Origin of the sequence: Streptomyces boluensis, from assembly GCF_009908195.1 — a bacterium.
In the GTDB taxonomy this organism is placed as follows: domain Bacteria; phylum Actinomycetota; class Actinomycetes; order Streptomycetales; family Streptomycetaceae; genus Streptomyces; species Streptomyces boluensis.
Window position 1 is genome coordinate 1 of record NZ_JAAAHS010000152.1, and the last position, 16,205, is coordinate 16,205.

Annotated in this window: 9 protein-coding genes and 1 pseudogene; 5 read left to right on the top strand and 5 right to left on the bottom strand. The window is 74.0% G+C overall.

Going from position 1 to position 16,205, the window contains the following annotated elements; translation table 11 throughout:
• A partial coding sequence (locus tag GUY60_RS19670; protein WP_161699646.1) for a glycosyltransferase 87 family protein occupies positions 1 to 1,266 on the bottom strand: 1,266 nt, incomplete at its 3' end.
• A gap of 80 nt (positions 1,267 to 1,346) precedes the next feature.
• Here GUY60_RS19670 and GUY60_RS19675 point away from each other — a divergent pair.
• Both GUY60_RS19675 and GUY60_RS19680 read left to right on the top strand, forming a co-directional pair.
• Positions 1,347 to 2,957, top strand: coding sequence for a glycosyltransferase family 39 protein (locus GUY60_RS19675; RefSeq protein ID WP_161699648.1), 1,611 nt, complete (start codon positions 1,347 to 1,349; stop codon positions 2,955 to 2,957).
• Positions 2,958 to 3,083: 126 nt separating this feature from the next.
• The gene (locus GUY60_RS19680; protein ID WP_161699650.1) at positions 3,084 to 3,566 is read left to right on the top strand and encodes an HIT family protein; all 483 of its coding nucleotides are present in this window, start codon (positions 3,084 to 3,086) and stop codon (positions 3,564 to 3,566) included.
• Here GUY60_RS19680 and GUY60_RS19685 read toward each other — a convergent pair whose 3' ends face one another.
• Together GUY60_RS19685 and GUY60_RS19690 are read right to left on the bottom strand one after the other, a co-directional pair.
• Positions 3,567 to 5,132, bottom strand: a complete 1,566-nt coding sequence (locus GUY60_RS19685) for a hypothetical protein (RefSeq protein WP_161699652.1) — start codon at positions 5,130 to 5,132, stop codon at positions 3,567 to 3,569.
• Complete coding sequence (locus GUY60_RS19690) at positions 5,129 to 8,638, bottom strand: bifunctional glycosyltransferase/CDP-glycerol:glycerophosphate glycerophosphotransferase (protein ID WP_161699654.1); 3,510 nt, start codon at positions 8,636 to 8,638, stop codon at positions 5,129 to 5,131. Before GUY60_RS19690 ends, GUY60_RS19685 begins: the two co-directional genes overlap by 4 nt.
• Positions 8,639 to 8,798: 160 nt before the next feature.
• On the opposite strand from GUY60_RS19690, the gene GUY60_RS19695 reads away from it, so the two are divergent.
• Positions 8,799 to 10,898 (top strand): bifunctional glycosyltransferase/CDP-glycerol:glycerophosphate glycerophosphotransferase, encoded by a 2,100-nt coding sequence (locus GUY60_RS19695; protein WP_161699656.1) that lies wholly within the window; start codon positions 8,799 to 8,801, stop codon positions 10,896 to 10,898.
• Here GUY60_RS19695 and GUY60_RS19700 read toward each other — a convergent pair.
• Together GUY60_RS19700 and GUY60_RS19705 are read right to left on the bottom strand one after the other, a co-directional pair.
• Complete coding sequence (locus tag GUY60_RS19700) at positions 10,883 to 13,531, bottom strand: stealth family protein (protein WP_161699658.1); 2,649 nt, start codon at positions 13,529 to 13,531, stop codon at positions 10,883 to 10,885. The genes GUY60_RS19695 and GUY60_RS19700 overlap by 16 nt on opposite strands.
• Positions 13,528 to 14,592, bottom strand: a complete 1,065-nt coding sequence (locus tag GUY60_RS19705) for a hypothetical protein (protein ID WP_161699660.1) — start codon at positions 14,590 to 14,592, stop codon at positions 13,528 to 13,530. The genes GUY60_RS19700 and GUY60_RS19705 overlap by 4 nt, the downstream gene beginning before the upstream one ends.
• Before the next feature lie 97 nt (positions 14,593 to 14,689).
• Here GUY60_RS19705 and dprE1 point away from each other — a divergent pair, with 97 nt between their 5' ends.
• Together dprE1 and GUY60_RS19715 are read left to right on the top strand one after the other, a co-directional pair.
• Positions 14,690 to 16,039 (top strand): decaprenylphosphoryl-beta-D-ribose oxidase, encoded by a 1,350-nt coding sequence (gene dprE1 / locus GUY60_RS19710; protein WP_161699662.1) that lies wholly within the window; start codon positions 14,690 to 14,692, stop codon positions 16,037 to 16,039.
• Positions 16,040 to 16,094: 55 nt separating this feature from the next.
• Positions 16,095 to 16,205: pseudogene (locus GUY60_RS19715) on the top strand (decaprenylphospho-beta-D-erythro-pentofuranosid-2-ulose 2-reductase); the annotation flags it as partial.

The following is a 16,205-nucleotide window of genomic DNA, read 5'->3' on the forward strand; positions in this document are numbered from 1 at the left end:
GGTCGGGGAGGCGGTGGCCCGCCACAGGCCGCGCCAGGACAGGGCGACGGCGCCGACGAGCAGCGCGTTGCGGGCCAGCAGGACGAGGCAGCCGGTCCAGGTGCCGGCGATGACATCGGCGTACAGCAGCGGGTACGCGAGCGTGCTGACCGCCGCCGCGGCGGCGACGAGTGCGGCCGCGGGGCGCTGGCTGGTCGCGCGTGAGGTGAGGCAGACGGCCGCGAGGCCGAGCAGCCAGATGAGGTACTGCGGGCTGATCACCCGGCTCGTGACGGTGAACAGCAGCACCGCGCACAGCGCCGCGTCGAAGGGCGTGGCCTCGGTCCAGCGCCGCGCCCGTACCCGCCACAGGAGCAGCGCCGCGCAGGCAAGGCCGGTCGCGAGCAGCGAGGCGTGCGCCACGGTGGCGACGTACGGGCCGGTGAACTCCATCGCGCCGAACTGGTACCGCACCTCAAGGGGCACCCCCGCGCGCCGCGCGAACGCGAGCAGCGTGCCGCCGAGCGACTCGATCTGCACGCCGCGCCCGCCCTGTTGGCGCAGGAACGCGAAGGGGTGGTCGAAGACGGCGGCCAGTACGAGCAGCAGCGCCGCCGCCGAGGCGAGCGCCGCACCCCAGCACGCGCGCGTGGTGCGGCCGCGCGGGGCGCCGAGCAGCGTGAGCGCGGGCCAGACCTTGACCAGCGCGCCGAGCGCGGCGAGCGCCCCGGCGGCGCGCGGCCGGTTCGTCAGGGCCAGCAGGGACAGTACGGCGAGGGCGGTGACGTGCAGGTCGTACCGGGCGAGCGGGATGTGCAGGAGCAGCGGCAGGCCGCCGACCCAGAGCGCCGCGCCGAGCAGGCTGCGCCCGGGGCGGTGGCCCGCGCGGACCAGGGCGTACGCGACCACCGCGTCCGCGAGCAGCGCCACCGCGACGAAGCCCTGGAAGTAGCTGAGTCCGGGCAGCGCGCCGGGCAGCAGGAGAACCGGTCCCGCGGCGGGCGGGTACTGCCACAGCGGGTCGTCGAGCGGGAACCCGCCCTGGGCGAGCACCCCGTACCAGTGGAAGTACAGCTCGTGCACCTCGCGCGCGATGCCGCCGACGCCGAGCGGGAAGCGGCCGTCGAGCGCGAGCAGAACCAGCATCAGGGCACGGGTCGCCAGCCAGCAGACGGCCAGGGCGGCCAGGGCGAGCAGGGCGCGGCGGCGCGGAGAGCCGGCTCCCGCGCGCGTGCCGCTCGGCGGCGGGTCGGAGTGCGGCGGCGCGTGCGGGCGTGTGGTGGTCATCGGCGGCAGCGTAGATCCCGAACTATCTGATGCCTCGTCAATCCACAGAAACCTTGGGTTAATCACACAAAATAGGGCGCATGCAGGTCACGACTCTCCGCGCGGCCCTCGCGGCCGGACCGTCCGCCCCGGCCACCGCGCCGGGCCTCGTACGCACCGCATGGACGGCGCTCACGGCCAGACCGGCCACGACCGCCGTCCTACTGCCCGCCGCCACCATGTTCGTCCTCGGCCTCTGGGGCCTCGACCGCGACTCGATGTGGCGCGACGAAGGAGTCACCCACCAGGTCGCCACCCGCTCGCTCCCGGAGATCGTGCGGCTGCTCGGCAGCGCCGACGCCGTCCACGGTCTCTACTACCTCCTCATGCACGTCGTGCTCTCCGTGCACCCCGGCGAGGTCGCGCTGCGGCTGCCGTCGGTGCTCGCCGGGGCCGCCACCGCCGCCCTCGTGGCCGCGCTCGGGGTGCGGCTCGCCCGCCCCCGCGTCGGCCTCTGGGCGGGCCTCCTCTACGCGGCGACGCCGCTCACCGGGTACTACGCGCAGGAGGGCCGGTCCTACGCGCTCGTCGCGGCCGGGGCCACCGGCGCGACCCTGCTCCTGGAGCGCGCCGTGCGCCACGCGCGCGTGCGGGACTGGTGCCTGTACGGGGCGGTCGTCGTCGGCACCGTGCTGCTGCACGAACTCGCCGCACTGCTGCTGCTCGCGCACGCCGTCACGCTGCTGCTCTCCTGGCGCCGCCTCGACCGGCAGGTGTGGCGCTCCTGGGCGGTCTGCGCCTGCGCGTCGCTCACCGTGCTGCTGCCGCTCGCCCGGCTCACGCTCGGGCAGGGCGAGAGTGCCGCGTGGCTCGGAGGCCCGGAGGAGGGCGGCGCCGCCTCGCTCCTCAAGGCCGTCGCCGGGCCGACCGAACTCGTGCTCACCGGGGCCCTGTTGCTCGCCTGTGTGGCGCTCAACTCGCCCCTGGAGCGCACCGGCCGGCTCTCCCTCAACGCGGTCGCGCTGCCCCTCATGGTGCTGCCGCCCGCCGTCCTGATCGTCGCTTCCCAGTACACGCCGCTGCACCACGACCGCTATCTGTACTTCGCGCTCGCGGGCGCGCCGCTGATGGCCGCCGCCGGTGCCGAACGGATCGCTCGCGGGGTGCGGATGCTGCGCTCCCGTTCCGGGCGCCGCGCGGGTGGCGCGCTGTTCGGCGCCGCGGTGGTCGGCCTGGCCTTCTGCTGGCAGCTGCCGCTGCACCGGGCCGACCGGACCACGGAGCAGCGCCCCGACGACCCGGCGGCGGTCGCGGGCCTCGTGGACCGCCAACTCGGCCACGGCGACGCGATGTTGTACCTGCCGTCGGCCGGGCGGCGTACGGCACTCGCCTACCCGGACGCGTTCCGGGGCACCAAGGACGTCGCCCTCGCGCGTACGGCGGTGGCCTCGGGGACGCTGTACGGCGAGGAGACCGGCGCCCGCGAACTGCGCAATCGGCTCGCCGGTCTCGAACACGTCTGGCTGCTCGCCGAGCCGTACGCGGCGCTGCCCGAGTGGGAGCCCGGTGACGCGACGGAGCGGGCCAAGCTGACGGTGGTGAGCGAGGAGTTCCTGCTCCGGGACGAATTCCCCACGCGCAGCGGGGTGTTGCGCCACTACATCCGCCGCCCGGCGGACAAGCCGGTCGGCTGGCCGCCGCCGGCCGAGTAGTAGTCAGGTCCGCGGTGACACGGGAAGGGGCCCGGGGCGACAAGCCCCGGGCCCCTTTCGCTCGAAGCGGCTCGCAGCGGCTCGCAGCGGCTGGAAGCGGCGACCGGGCGCAGGTACGTTCTGGCCATGGTTGACGACTGGCGTAAGGATCGGATCGGGAGTGCTCTGCGGGGCGAGAACCCCACTGTGCTGCGGCGGTTGGACGCGGGCTTCGCCGTGATCGGTGATGTGCAGTTCCTGCCGGGCTACTCGGTGCTTCTGGTGGACGACCCCGCGGTGGAGCGGCTGTCCGAGCTGCCCAGGGATAAGCGGCTGGCGTTCCTGTCCGACATGGACCGGCTGGGAGAAGCGGTCGAGCGGGCGTGCCGCCGTACGGACGAGGCTTTCCGGCGGGTCAATCTGGAGATCCTCGGCAACACCGACGGGTTCCTGCACGCGCATGTGTGGCCACGGTTCGAGTGGGAGCCGGCCGAGCTTGTGGGGAGGCCCGTCTGGCTCCATCCCCGCGACAGGTGGGCCGACGAGCGGTACGCACTCGGTCCGCGGCACGACCCGTTGCGCGCGGTGATCGGGGACGAGCTGGACCGGCTGCGCTCGACGGACCCGTAGTCATCCCGTGGCCTTGACGCCGGGCACCCGTGCAAGGACCTCGCCCGTCTCCGCGCTCCACGCGACCACCACCGCCTCCTTCGGGGCCTTGTGGTCCGGGGTGAGGAGGAGCCAGCGGACGCGGTAGCGGCGGGCGATCCCGGTGCGTTCCGCGCGGGTGGAGTCCGCCGCCAGGTAGCGGTCCACGTCGCGCTGGCGGGCGTTGCGTTCCGGTTCCGGCAGGGACGCGTCCGGCCAGGCGGGGGCGACCAGGTTCGGGCCGTAGCCGGGCAGGGAGCGGGACGGGCGGTAGCCGTCGGTGATCACGACCTCGCCGGGGCCGATGTGCCGGGCCGCCCACGCGTACTCGGGCCAGCGCGGCGGCTGGTCGAGGCCGACCGGGTCGAGCGTGCGGGGCAGCACCGCGCCGCCCTGCACGAGGAAGCCGAGGGCCACGCCGACCGCCGCGGCCTGGGCCAGGAAGCGCCGGTACGCGGGCCACGGCCGGGGCTCGGCCAGCTCCACGGCGAGCGCGAACTGCAGGGGTACCAGGGTGAGTCCGAGGATCCGGCCGTACGTGTAGTGGCCGCTGAACCAGCCGTACGCGATCACCGCGACCTCGGTGGCGAACATCAGGACCAGGGGGTCGCGGCGGTCCCGGCGCCACCGCAGCCACAGCGCGGGAAGGCCGATCAGGGCCAGCCAGAAGCGCGCCTCAAGCTCGGTGTAGAGCTGCTTGTGGATCCAGTCGACGCTCTGGTCCCCGACGAGCGAGAACACGCTGTAGTAGGGCCACGTCAGGGCGAGCAGGACCGCCGTCCCGCCCGCCAGCGCCCAGAGCGCCACTACGCGCGCGTGCCACCCGCGCCGGCGGCCGGCCACGAACGCGGCCACGCCGATCATCGCCGCCACCGCCGAGATCGGGTGCACGAGCAGCACGAGACCGCACAGGGCGCCGAGTCCCGCGTACGCGAAGGGGGAGCCGCCCGAGCGGGCCAGGCGGGCTGTCAACGCCCAGGCCCAGAAGGCGAGTCCGATGCCGAACGTGGACGGGAACGGCAGGTGCCCGGTCATCGACATCAGGCCGAGGTACCCGCTCCACCAGGCCATCCGCGTGCCCCAGAGCAGCACCATCAGGCCGAGGGCCAGGACCGGTGCCCAGGGGCGCGGGGAGAGGGCCTTCACGGCGCGGTTCAGGCCGGTCAGCAGGAGGAGGAGGTTGAGCGGGCCGGTGAGTTTGACGACCTGCCAGCCCGCGAGTCCGGTGAACTGCGCGAACAGGCCCTGCGCCACGGCGTACGGCGAGTAGTACGCGCTGCCCGCGCCCGGCAGGTCGGCCATCGGGTGGGACGGGTGCAGCAGATCCGCCTTGAGCCGCTCCACCACGGCCGCGTGCTGCCCGAAGTCGCAGCACATCGGCACCCGCCAGGCGGCCGCCGACATCAGCACCCAGAAGAGGGCACCGAACACCAGGTAGGGGCTGGGGCGCAGGGAGCGGTGGCCGCCGAGCACGGCCGTCGCGCCCCGCACCACGCGCGCGTAGCGACGGTTTTCGGTGCGGGTGGGCGTGGGAGTGGTCGTGCTCATCGCAGCAGCCTGTCCGCGACCCGGCCCGCCGCCCGCCCGTCGTCCAGGTCGCAGTAGGCCTGCCGGAACGTCCCGTACGCGTCCGCGTGGCGCTCGGCCACCGCGTCCAAGTCGCCGAGTGCGGCGGCGAGTTCGGCGGTGGAGGTGAGCAGCGGGCCGGGCGCGCGGGTCTCCAGGTCGAGGTAGAAGCCGCGCACCGTGTCCCGGTAGTGCTCCAGGTCCGGGGTGTGGAAGAGCATCGGTCTGCCGGTGTGCGCGAAGTCGAACATCAGGGCCGAGTAGTCGGTCACCAGGACGTCCGCGACCAGGAGCAGTTCGGCCGGCTGCGGATGATCGCTCACGTCGCGGACGAAGGGCGCGCGCCCGCCGGTCAGCCGGCCGGAGGTGAGCGGGTGGCGGCGGACGAGGAGCGTGTGGTCGGCGCCGAGAGCCGCCTCCAACTCACCGAAGTCCAGGGTCTGTTCGTAGCGGAAGCGGCCTCGGGTGTGCGCCAGGTGGTCGCGGTACGTGGGGGCGTACAGGACGGTTCTGCGGTGCTCGTCGAGGCCGAGTTCGGCGCGTACCCGGTCGGCGACCTTGTCCCGGTCGTCCGCGAAAAAGAGGTCGTTGCGCGGCGAGCCGGCCTGGAGGATCTCGCCCTGATAGGCGAGCGCGCGGGTCATGTGCGGGATGGCGTACCGGTTCGGCGTGACGAGGACGCTCCACTGGGCGGAAAGGCGGGGCAGCGCGTCGAGGTGGGTGTGGTCGGCGTAGAGCGTGTCCGTGAGGTCGGTGCCGATGCGCTTGAGCGGGGAGCCGTGCCAGGTCTGTACGACGGTCTGGCCGTCGCGCCGCTCGAACCAGTCGGGCAGGTGGCCGTCGGTGACGATGTGGCGGCTGCGGGCCAGCGCCTCGTACCAGGCGGCGCTGTGCCGTTCGACGCCGCGCGCGGCGGGCGGTACGCGGGTCTGCTGGTCGTCGGTGACCCACAGGTGCTCGGTCTCTGCGCCGCGCCGCACCAGCTCCTCGTGGACGGCGCGCGGCGAGCCGCCGTCGAAGTACAACACCACGTCGTGCAGCGGGAGTTGACGCTGCGCCGGGTAGGACGTGGCGCGCAGCCGCTCGCGGCGGTAGGCGCCGCGCTCCTCGGGGGGCAGGACCGGGCCCGAGTCGATCAGCAGCCGGTCGCCGAAGCGGCGGTCGGCGGCGTACTCGCGGCCGCCGTGCGTCTCCTTGCGGGGCAGCTCGGCGCAGACCGAGGTGAGCACGCGTACCGGGATGCCGTCGCGCGCGTGCATCTCGCCCACGGCGGGTCCCGGCGTGGTCTCGCGCAGGAACACGTACCAGCGGCCCTCGCGCAGCGGCAGCCCGTCGTGCGCGGTGGCGGGCGCGAAGGCCACGCGGAAGCGGTCACCGTCGCGCTCCACCGGCGCCGTGACCTCGTCGCCGCGCGCGCTGTGCCGCAGCACAAGGTCCGTCTCGCCCCAACTCGCCGCCGCCAGGCACCCTTCGACGGCGAGCGTCCCGTCGTCCAGCCAGCGCACGCTGTCCGCGACCGGCTGCCGGGTCAGCTCGACCACCAGCTGTCCGGTGTCGTTGGCGGTGGTGCACAGGGCGCGCCCGGCGCCGGTGCCGTACCCGCCGGGCGGCAGGTCGGTGACCGCGGCCACCGACTTCAGGGAGCCGTCGGCGAGGACCAGGTTGGCCTGCCAGCGGTCGCCGGGCTGCGGCTCGACCTCGCGGGGCGCGAGGTGCGGGGCGGGCGGTACGGATTCGAGCTCGGGCAGCGGTACGCGCGCGGTGAAGGCGGTGCCGTCGACGGTGACCGGGCAGGTGATCCCGGTGCCGGAGTGCTTGTGCTTGAGGTGCAGTCCGGTGGGGGCGATCCCGCCGTAGAGGCGCCCGGCGAGGAGCACATCGTCGTTCGCCTCGTCGAGCCTGTGCCGCTCGACGCGGGCCGCGTACTGCTGCACCTTGAGGACCAGGCGGCCCTTGCTGAAGCCGACCACGAGGCGCATGCCGTCGCCGAGTTCGCGCACCACGGACTGCGCGGCGGGGGCGTCGAGGGTGCGTACCGCGGCCCGGCGGAGCCTGCCGTGGCCGCCGACGACGACCCCCACCTGCCAGTTGCCGGGCCGCCAGCGGCCACGGATCTTGAGCTTGTCCGGGTCGACGGTCATCTCGAAGCCGGACCCGTCGTAGTCGTGCAGCCGCTGCTGGGAGTTCTCGGTGGCCTGCGGCGCGGGCACGGACCGGGTGGGCACGGTGCGCAGCCTGCCCCGGTGCCGCGAGAACTTGACGATCCCGGCCCTGACGGACGGCCCGGTACGGGTGGACTCCAGGTTGCGCACATACGCGTAGCCGCTGATCCGGAGCCGTCCGCGCTCGTCCCAGGAGGTCTCGATGACCCGTGCCACGACCGGCAGTTCGCCGCGCCTGAGCCGGGCCAGGGAGGCGTCCATGGCGAGCGGCGGGCCGGTCGGTGTGGGGTGGACGGCGGTGCGGCGGAGGCGGCCGCGGACATGGAAGGCGGTGCCGCTGTGCTGCTCGAACTCCAGGACGCCGATCAGGTCGGCGAGGCGCCGCTCGCGCACCAGCTGCCACTTGACGCGCAGGTCGACCGGGAGCTGCCCGATCACGCCCGGGTCGGCCTCGTCGAGGAAGGCGGCGGTGCCGTCGAGGAACGCGGCGCGGTACTCGGGCCCGCCCATCGGCAGCCCTTGCAGGAAGTACACGAAGTCGTCGCGCAGGCAGGAGAGGTCGTACGTGCGCTTCTGCCCGGGGAAGAGTTCGGCGAGGAAGCGGCTGACGCCCTGGCAGGCGCCGATCCGGTCGGTGACGCCCTTGACGTCGGTGCGCCGCCGGGTGATCGAGCCCTCCCGGATGCGCCAGTAGTAGACGTGCTCGCGCAGCACGTCCACCGAGGAGGCGAGGAAGTGCGCCGGGATCATCACCGGGGTGTCCTCGTAGAGCTTGCCCTCGGGGAAGGTGAAGTCGTGGCGGAGCCAGAAGTCCCTGCGGAACACCTTGTTCCAGGCGACCCGGTCGGAGAGTAGGGACGGGTCGCGGGTGATATGGGTGCGCCGGCTTCCGTCGGTGAGCCACTTGTACTGCCAGGCCTGCCGGCGGCCGCGTTCGTTCAGGCGCCACACGTTGCCGGTCGCGAAGTCGGAGCCGGTGGCGTCCAGGCTGGCCACCATGCGCGCGTACGCGTCGTGCGGCACGATGTCGTCGCTGTCGACGAAGGTCAGGTACGCGGCGTCCGGCGAGGCGTGCCGTACCCCGGTGTTGCGGGCGGCGCTCAGGCCCGCGTTCCGCTGGTGGACGTACCGGAAGCGCGGGTCGCGGTCCGCGAAGGCGCGGGCGATGCGGGTGCTGCCGTCGGTGGAGCCGTCGTCGACGAGTACGACCTCGATGTCCTCGCGCGCGAGGGTCTGACCCGCGATCGATCGCAGGCACTCCTCCAGATAGTCCTCGACGTTGTAGATGGGCACGACGACGCTGAGACGTGGCTGCGCTGATCGCACGATGAGGGGCCTTTCGCAGCGGAGACACCGAAGCACCGCCGGATATGACGGTGTATTTGTCCCATTTGCCCACTCACGTCAATCCTTTTGCCTGAAGTCGCCCGAAAGGGTGGCCTCCGGTCTTCGACAGGCCGTATGCGGCTGGCTACCGTCAGTTCGCATGGCCCGTCTCTCCGTTGTCGTCCCCGCCCATCGCATCCAGGGCTACCTGCGCGAATGCCTGGAATCCACGCTGACCCAGAGCTTCACCGACCTGGAGCTGATCGTCGTCGACGACTGCTCGCAGGACGCCGGCGGCGCGATCGCCGCGGAGTATGCGGAGCGCGACCCGCGCGTGCAACTCGTCCGCCTCGACGCACGCGCGGGCCAGGGCGGTGCGCGCAACGCCGGTGCAGAGCGGGCCCGCGGGGAGTTCCTGCTCTTTCTCGACGGCGACGACCTGCTGCTGCCCGGCGCCCTCGACGCGATCGACCGGCGCCTTCGCGAGCGTGACGTCGACGTGCTGTTCTTCGACCACGACCGGATCGACTGGTGGGAGAACGTGCGGGGCAGCGGCGACGCCCTCGACGGCGATCCGCTCGCGCTCACCCCGGCCGCCTGGAACCGGGTGTTCCGCCGCTCGTTCTGGACCGCGCACCAGCTCCGCTTCACCTCCGGGACCGAGCCGTACGAGGACGTCGTGCCGGTGCACTCGGCCACGCTCCTCGCCGGGGACCGGGTCGCCGTCCTCCCGCGCGCGTGCGTGCGCTGGCGCAAGCGGCGCGGCGGCAGCGTCGCCACGGTGCCGGGCCGCCACCACTTCGCCGCCGTCGCACGGTACGAGGAGCTGTTCACCGGCGCCCCCGAGGCGACCGCCGCGGTCTTCCCGTACGCCGTGGAGCATCTGCTCGGGGTGCTCGCCGACCCGCACCGGATCAGGCCCGCCGACCGCGCCGAGTTCTTCCGCGCCGCCGCCCGGCTCTACCGCGCGCACCGGCCGGACGGCTTCGAGGCGCGCACCGAGCGGCAGCGGGCCCTGGCCACCGGCTCGTACGCCGCGTTCCAGGCGCTGAGGACCGCCAACGGGCGGATCGAGGAGGCCCGTTCGGCGCTGCGGCGGCGCAAGCGGAAGCTGCGCGCCACGGTCATGAAGCTCGCGTACCGCACCGACAGGCGCCGCTCCCTCGACCCGCACCTCGCCGTGTACGGCGCGTACTGGAACCGCGGCCTCTCCTGCAATCCGCTCGCCGTGTACGAGAAGGCCCGCGAACTCGCCCCGCACATCCGGGGCGTCTGGGTGGTCAGCAGCCGGCACAAGGGCAAGGTGCCCGCGGGCGTCGAGTACGTCATCGAGGGCTCGCGCCGCTACTGGCAGGTCATGGCGCGTGCCACGTATCTGGTGAACAACTCCAGCTTCCCCGGCGGCTTCGTGAAGCGCCGCGGGCAGGTCTACCTCCAGACCCACCACGGCACCCCGCTCAAGAAGATGGGCCTCGACCAGCGCCGCTACCCGGCCGGCACGCATGGCATCAGCTTCCAGAAGGTGCTCGACCACACCGACCAGTGGGACCTCAGCCTCTCCGCCAACCCGCACTCCACCGAGGTCTGGGAGCGGGTCTACCCGTCCACGTACGAAGCGCTCGAAGTGGGGTATCCGCGCAACGACGTGTACTTCGGGGCGAGTGCGGAGGACGTCGCCCGGATCCGTGCGGAGCTCGGCATCGCGGACGGCAGGACCGTGCTCCTGTACGCGCCCACGCACCGCGACTACCAGAAGGGCTTCCTGCCCCGGCTCGACCTGGAGCGGTTCGCGCGGGTGCTCGGCGAGGACTTCGTCGTCCTGGTCCGCGCCCACTACTTCTACGGCGCGGACGCGGGCCTCGACGCGCACCCCCAGCTGATCGACGTCACCTCGCACGCGCGCGTGGAGGAGCTCTGCCTCGCGGCCGACGCGCTCGTCACGGACTACTCGTCGCTGATGTTCGACTACGCCTGCCTGGACCGCCCGATCGTCACCTACGCCCCCGACTGGCAGGCCTACCGGCTCGCGCGGGGCGCCTACTTCGACCTGCTCTCCGGGCGGCCGGGCGAGACCCCCGGCGCCGTCGCCACCAGCGAGGAGGAGCTGCACTTCCTCTTCCAGGCCGAGGCGTGGGACACCGCGGGGACGACCGAGCTGCGCCGGGCCTTCCGGGCGCGGTTCTGCCCGTACGACGACGGGCGGGCCGCCGAACGCGTCGTACGGCGGCTGTTCCTGACGGAAGGTCAGGCTCGTTCGTAGGGCGAACGCACCGGGAAGTAGGCGGCCAGGAACGCCCGCGCCGCAAGGGTCCGTTCCTGCTCGGACAGGGCCCCGCCGGGGGCCTCGCCGAGGCGGAACGCCGTACTGCCCCGGCCGTGCAGGATCCGCCCGAGCCGCGCGTGCCCCGCCGCGTCGCCGAGGTCGGCGTGTGCGTACGAGAGCTCGCCGGGCACCGCGCGGCCGGTGAGGTAGGCGTAGTCCTGGTAGAGGGAGAGCGCGCGGGACGTGGTGCCGAGCTCGGCCGCGTACCGCTCGGAGAGCTCCGCGAGGACACTGCGGCGCAGCGCGTACGGGGCGACCGGGAATCCGTGCGTGGGGGTGCGGCCGAAGTCGCGGCGGAGCAGGGCGCGGTCGCCCTCGTCGTCCAGGGTGAGGGGTGGTGCGGGCGCGCTCGCCGTCGACCGGAAGACCCGGCCGAGTCCGGAGCTGAGGAAGAACGTGTCCGGGGTGGTGGGGCGGCCGAGGAACACGCCGTCGGTGAAGTGGAGGAAGTGCTCCGACAGGCCGTCGATGCGGCACAGGTCGCGGTGGTCGACGACGGTGAGGCCCGGGTGGCCGGGGGTCAGCCAGTCGGGGCGGCGGCCCGCGGTGACCAGGTGGACGTGCCGGATCCACGGGGCGTACTGGCTCAACGAGCGCAGTGTGAACCGGAGTTGATCGCGGCCCGCGCCCCAGGTGCAGACGGCGTCCACCGGGAAGTCGATGTCCTCGACCAGGCGTTCCGCGAACACCGCGAGGGTGGGGTAGGGGCGCCCGGCGACGTCGAGGGTCGCCGTGGGCCGCAGCGACGGGAGCACGGCGCCGGCCAGGGTCGTCGAGCCGGACGGGGCCCGCCAGTGGGAGCCGTCCGGCGCCTCGGTCCAGAACGCCACCGTGCAGGCCTGCGCGGCGTCGTACCGCAGCGTGAGCGTCGTCGTGACCACCGGCCGGAAGACCTTGACGCCCGCCAACTCGCCGATGCCGTCCAGGCGTTCGGCGAGCACCGTGCCGGGCGCCGCGTCCCGTGGCCCGACCGGCTCCGCGTAGACCGGGCGGCCGTGCAGGGCCGCGGCGAGGGCCTTCAGGGCGCCGTCGCGGTGCCCGGCGTCGACGGCGAGGGTGTGCGGGACGGCGCCGGTGCGCAGCAGGACGTACGGGATGTCGTACGACTCCAGGGCGGACGCGGTGAGTTCGAGGTTGGCGTCGACGGCGCGGGCCGCCGTCAGGTCGTCGCGGCGCTCCGCGATCCGGCCCGCCGAGCGGATCAGGCGGCGGCCCCGGTCGGCTTCGAGGAGCTCGTTCTCGCGGTCCCGCTCGCCGGGTCCCGGCGGGGCGCTCGGGCTGTGCGGGGCGGTGGGCCGGAACGCGGTCCCGCCGGACGCGACGGACGCGGCGAGCCGGTCGGCGCGCCCGTCCCGGCGCTCCGGGGTGTTCCTGCGGGCCAGGAGGCGGCCGAACAACTCCTCCCAGCGGGCGGTCACTTCGGCCGCCGAGAAGCGGGCCCGTACCCCCTCGCGGGCGGCGCGGGCCAGGCCCCTGCGGGTCTCCGGGTTGCCCATCAGGGAGCCGAGGGCGGCGGCGAGGGCGTCGATGTCGCCGGACGGCACGAGCAGCCCGTCGACCCGGTGCCGGACGATCTCGGCGGGGCCGGTCGGCACGTCGTAGGCGACCACCGGCACGCCCGCCGCGAGGGCCTCGACCATGGCGTGCCCGAAGGCCTCGGTGCGCGCGGTGGCCAGGCCGAGCCCCGCCTTGGCCCACTCGGCGGCCAAGTCCTGGCAGGGGCCGAGGAGTTCCACCCGGTCCTGGAGGCACAGCCCGTCGACGAGGCGGCGCAGCTCGTCCTCGCGCGGGCCGTCGCCGAAGACGCGCAGGGTCCAGCCGGGGTGCGCGTCCGCGATCCGGGCGAAGGCCTCGACGGCGTGGTCGACGCGGCGCTCGCCGGTCAGCCGCGCGGCCATCACGACGACCCGGCTCTCGCCGTCGGCACGCGGCCGGAAGCCGTCGGGCAGCGCGCCGGGGATCACGGCGAGTTCGGGGGCGCTCGGGCCGAGCGAGTCCCGGAGTCGGTCCCGGGTGCTCGCGCTGGGCGTGACCAGGGCGTCCAGGCGCGGCGCGTGCAGCAGTACGGGCTCGACGGACGGGCCGCTGCGCTGGGTGACTTGGTGTTCCTGGTGTTCCTGGTGTTCGTGGTGCTCCTGGTGTTCCTGGTGCACGGTGACGACGCGGGCCGGTACGTGCGTCACCGCGGCGGCCAGCAGGGTGGGGTCGGTGCTGACCAGGACATCCGTGTCGAGCGCCGACAGGGCCGTGGCCAGCTCGATGTCAGAGAGCCGGTCGAACGCCGACTCCCGTGCGGGAGCGGCCAGTTCGCTCGGCAGCGCGGCCAGCGTCCGGCAGGTGTCCTCGTCGAGCCGCGACGCCCGGACCGGCCGGGCCGGGCTGACCGTGCGGTCCACCAGGTACCGCACCGGCAGGTGCCGGGCCTCGGGGCGGAGCGGATCGGGCCGGGTCCTGAAGACCGAGAGGATCTCCACGTCGCAGCGGTCCGCGAGCTGCCCGGCCTGGGTGTAGGCGGCGCGTTCGGTGCCGCCCGCCTCGTCGCCGCGGGCCAGCAGGTACGTGATCTTCATGAACCCTCCGTCAGGTCGAGGCAGGCCACGGCGAACGCGCCGGACGTCGTGACGTACGCGCGGGCGCGCACCAGCGAGCCGCACGGCAGCGCGAAGACGCGGTACGGGGTGGGGAAGGCGGCGGCCGGATCGTGTACGTCGGTGAGGCGGCGCCCGAGCGTCAGCTCCCGGTCGCCGGGGTCCCCGAACAGCTCCCGCGCGGCCCGGACCCGGCCGGGCTCGCGCGAAAGGCGGACGTCCCAGACCCACTGTCCCGGGCCCGCGCCGGTCATCGAGCCGAACGGCAGGTCGAGCGTGAACTCGGCGCCCCGAAAAGAGAGTTGAGCGGGTACGGCCACTCCGTCCCGGCGGCGTACCGCCCGCGCCCGCCAGCCGTCCAGCGGCGCGGCGACCAGGCGGCCGTGCACGGCGGCACCGTCGCCGCGCGGCTCGAACCGGACGAGCTCGGCGTGCGGCCCGGCCCGCGTCACCTGCAGCGCGGCCCGCCCGCTCGGGCACCGTACGACCCGGATCAGGGCGCCGGAGTCCGGATCAGGGGCGTGCCGCACGGTCGGGGTCAGGGGCAGCGGCTGGTCCGGGTCGACGGCGATGCCGCGGTGCCGTACCCGGCCCTCGGGCCCGGTCGTCACGACGGTGAGGCGCCACACCCCGTCGGCCAGGCGCAGACCGGCGGCGCCGGCGGCCGCGCCGGGACCGCGCAGTGTGGCGGTCACGGTGAACAGGCGCCCACCGCCCGGCCGTTCCACGGCCAGCGGCAGCTCGTACCGGACGCGGCCGCGGGAGAGGACGAGGTGGGCCCGGCCCACCGGTTCCGGCGGGGCGAGGGCGAGGTTGAGCGTGCGGCTGTCCCGGAGCGAGAGGTGGGCGGGCGGCGGCAACAGGGCGCCGGGCCCGAGGGCGTGGCCCGCGAGAAGCCGCTCGAGGCGGACCCGTTCCTGGCGGAGCCGATCCAGCTGGACCCACTCCCGATGGAGCCGCTCCAGGCGGACCCGCTCCAGGTGGACCCGGTCCAGATGGGCCCGATCCGATCGGCCTCTGACGGCGAACCCAAGTCGGTGCATTCGCCCACTTTGCCCTGTTTGTACGCCACTGGTCCGGCGGCGCACCACTCCCCAGCGCTGTTCCGATTTGCGGAGCTTGCGGCGTTATGGTCGCGCCATGTCTGCCCACACGGTTTCTGTCTCCGGTTGGGGGCGTACCGCCCCGACCCGCGCCCGCCTGGTCCGCCCGCGCACGTACGAGGAGGTCGCCGAAGCGGTGCGCGGCTGCGGGGAGCGCGGCGGGATCGCGCGGGGCCTCGGCCGCGCGTACGGCGACGCGGCGCAGAACGCGGGCGGCTCCGTCCTGGACATGACCGGGCTCGACCGGATCAGCGCGATCGACGCGGAGGCGGGCACGGTCCGCTGCGACGCCGGGGTCAGCCTGCACCAGCTGATGGAAGTCCTGCTGCCGCTCGGCTGGTTCGTGCCCGTCACCCCCGGCACCCGCTATGTGACGGTCGGCGGCGCGATCGGCGCCGACATCCACGGCAAGAACCACCACGTCTCCGGTTCCTTCTCCCGCCACGTGGCCGCCTTCGACCTGCTCACCGCCGACGGCGAGGTGCGTACGGTGCGGCGCGGCGAGCCCCTCTTCGACGCCACCGCCGGGGGTATGGGCCTGACCGGGGTCGTGCTCGCGGCGACCGTCGAACTCCAGGCGGTGCAGAGCTCGTTGATGTCCGTCGACACCGAACGCGCCACCGACCTCGACGACCTGATGGCGCGGCTCACCGCCACCGACCACCGCTACCGCTACTCGGTCGCCTGGATCGACCTGCTCGCCCGCGGCCGTGCCCTCGGCCGCTCGGTCCTGACCCGCGGCGACCACGCGCCGCTCGACGCGCTCCCGACCCGCGCCCGGCGGTCCCCCCTCGAGTTCCGGCCCGGCCGCCTCCCGGCGCCGCCCGCCTTCGTCCCCGAAGGGCTGCTCGGCCGCACCACGGTCGGCCTCTTCAACGAGCTCTGGTACCGCAAGGCCCCCCGCGTCCGCACCGGTGAACTCCAGCGCATCCCCACCTTCTTCCACCCGCTCGACGGGGTCCCGCACTGGAACCGGATCTACGGCCGCAGCGGCTTCGTGCAGTACCAGTTCGCCGTCGGGTACGGCGAGGAGGACGCCCTGCGCCGGATCGTGCGGCGCATCTCGGAGCACCGCTGCCCTTCGTTCCTCGCCGTGCTGAAGCGTTTCGGCGAGGGCGATCCGGGCTGGCTCTCCTTCCCGGTGCCGGGCTGGACCCTCGCCCTCGACATCCCCGCGGGCCTGCCCGGACTCGGCGGCTTTCTCGACGAGCTCGACGAGGAGGTGGCCGCCGCCCATGGCCGGGTCTACCTCGCCAAGGACTCCCGGCTCCGCCCCGAGCTCCTCGCCGCGATGTATCCGCGGCTCGATGAATTCCGGGCGCTGCGGGCCGAGTTGGACCCGGCGGGGGTCTTCACCTCCGACCTCTCGCGCCGCCTCGCCCTCTGAAGTCTCGTCGCCAGATCAACGTCCAGTCCGTCGCGTACCCGAGGAGAAACCGATCATGAAGGACGCCTTCGGCACCCCCCAGTCCCTGCTCGTCCTGGGCGGCAGCTCCGAGATCGCCCTGGCCACCGCCCGCCGCCTGGTCGCCCGCCGCACCCGCACCGTGCAC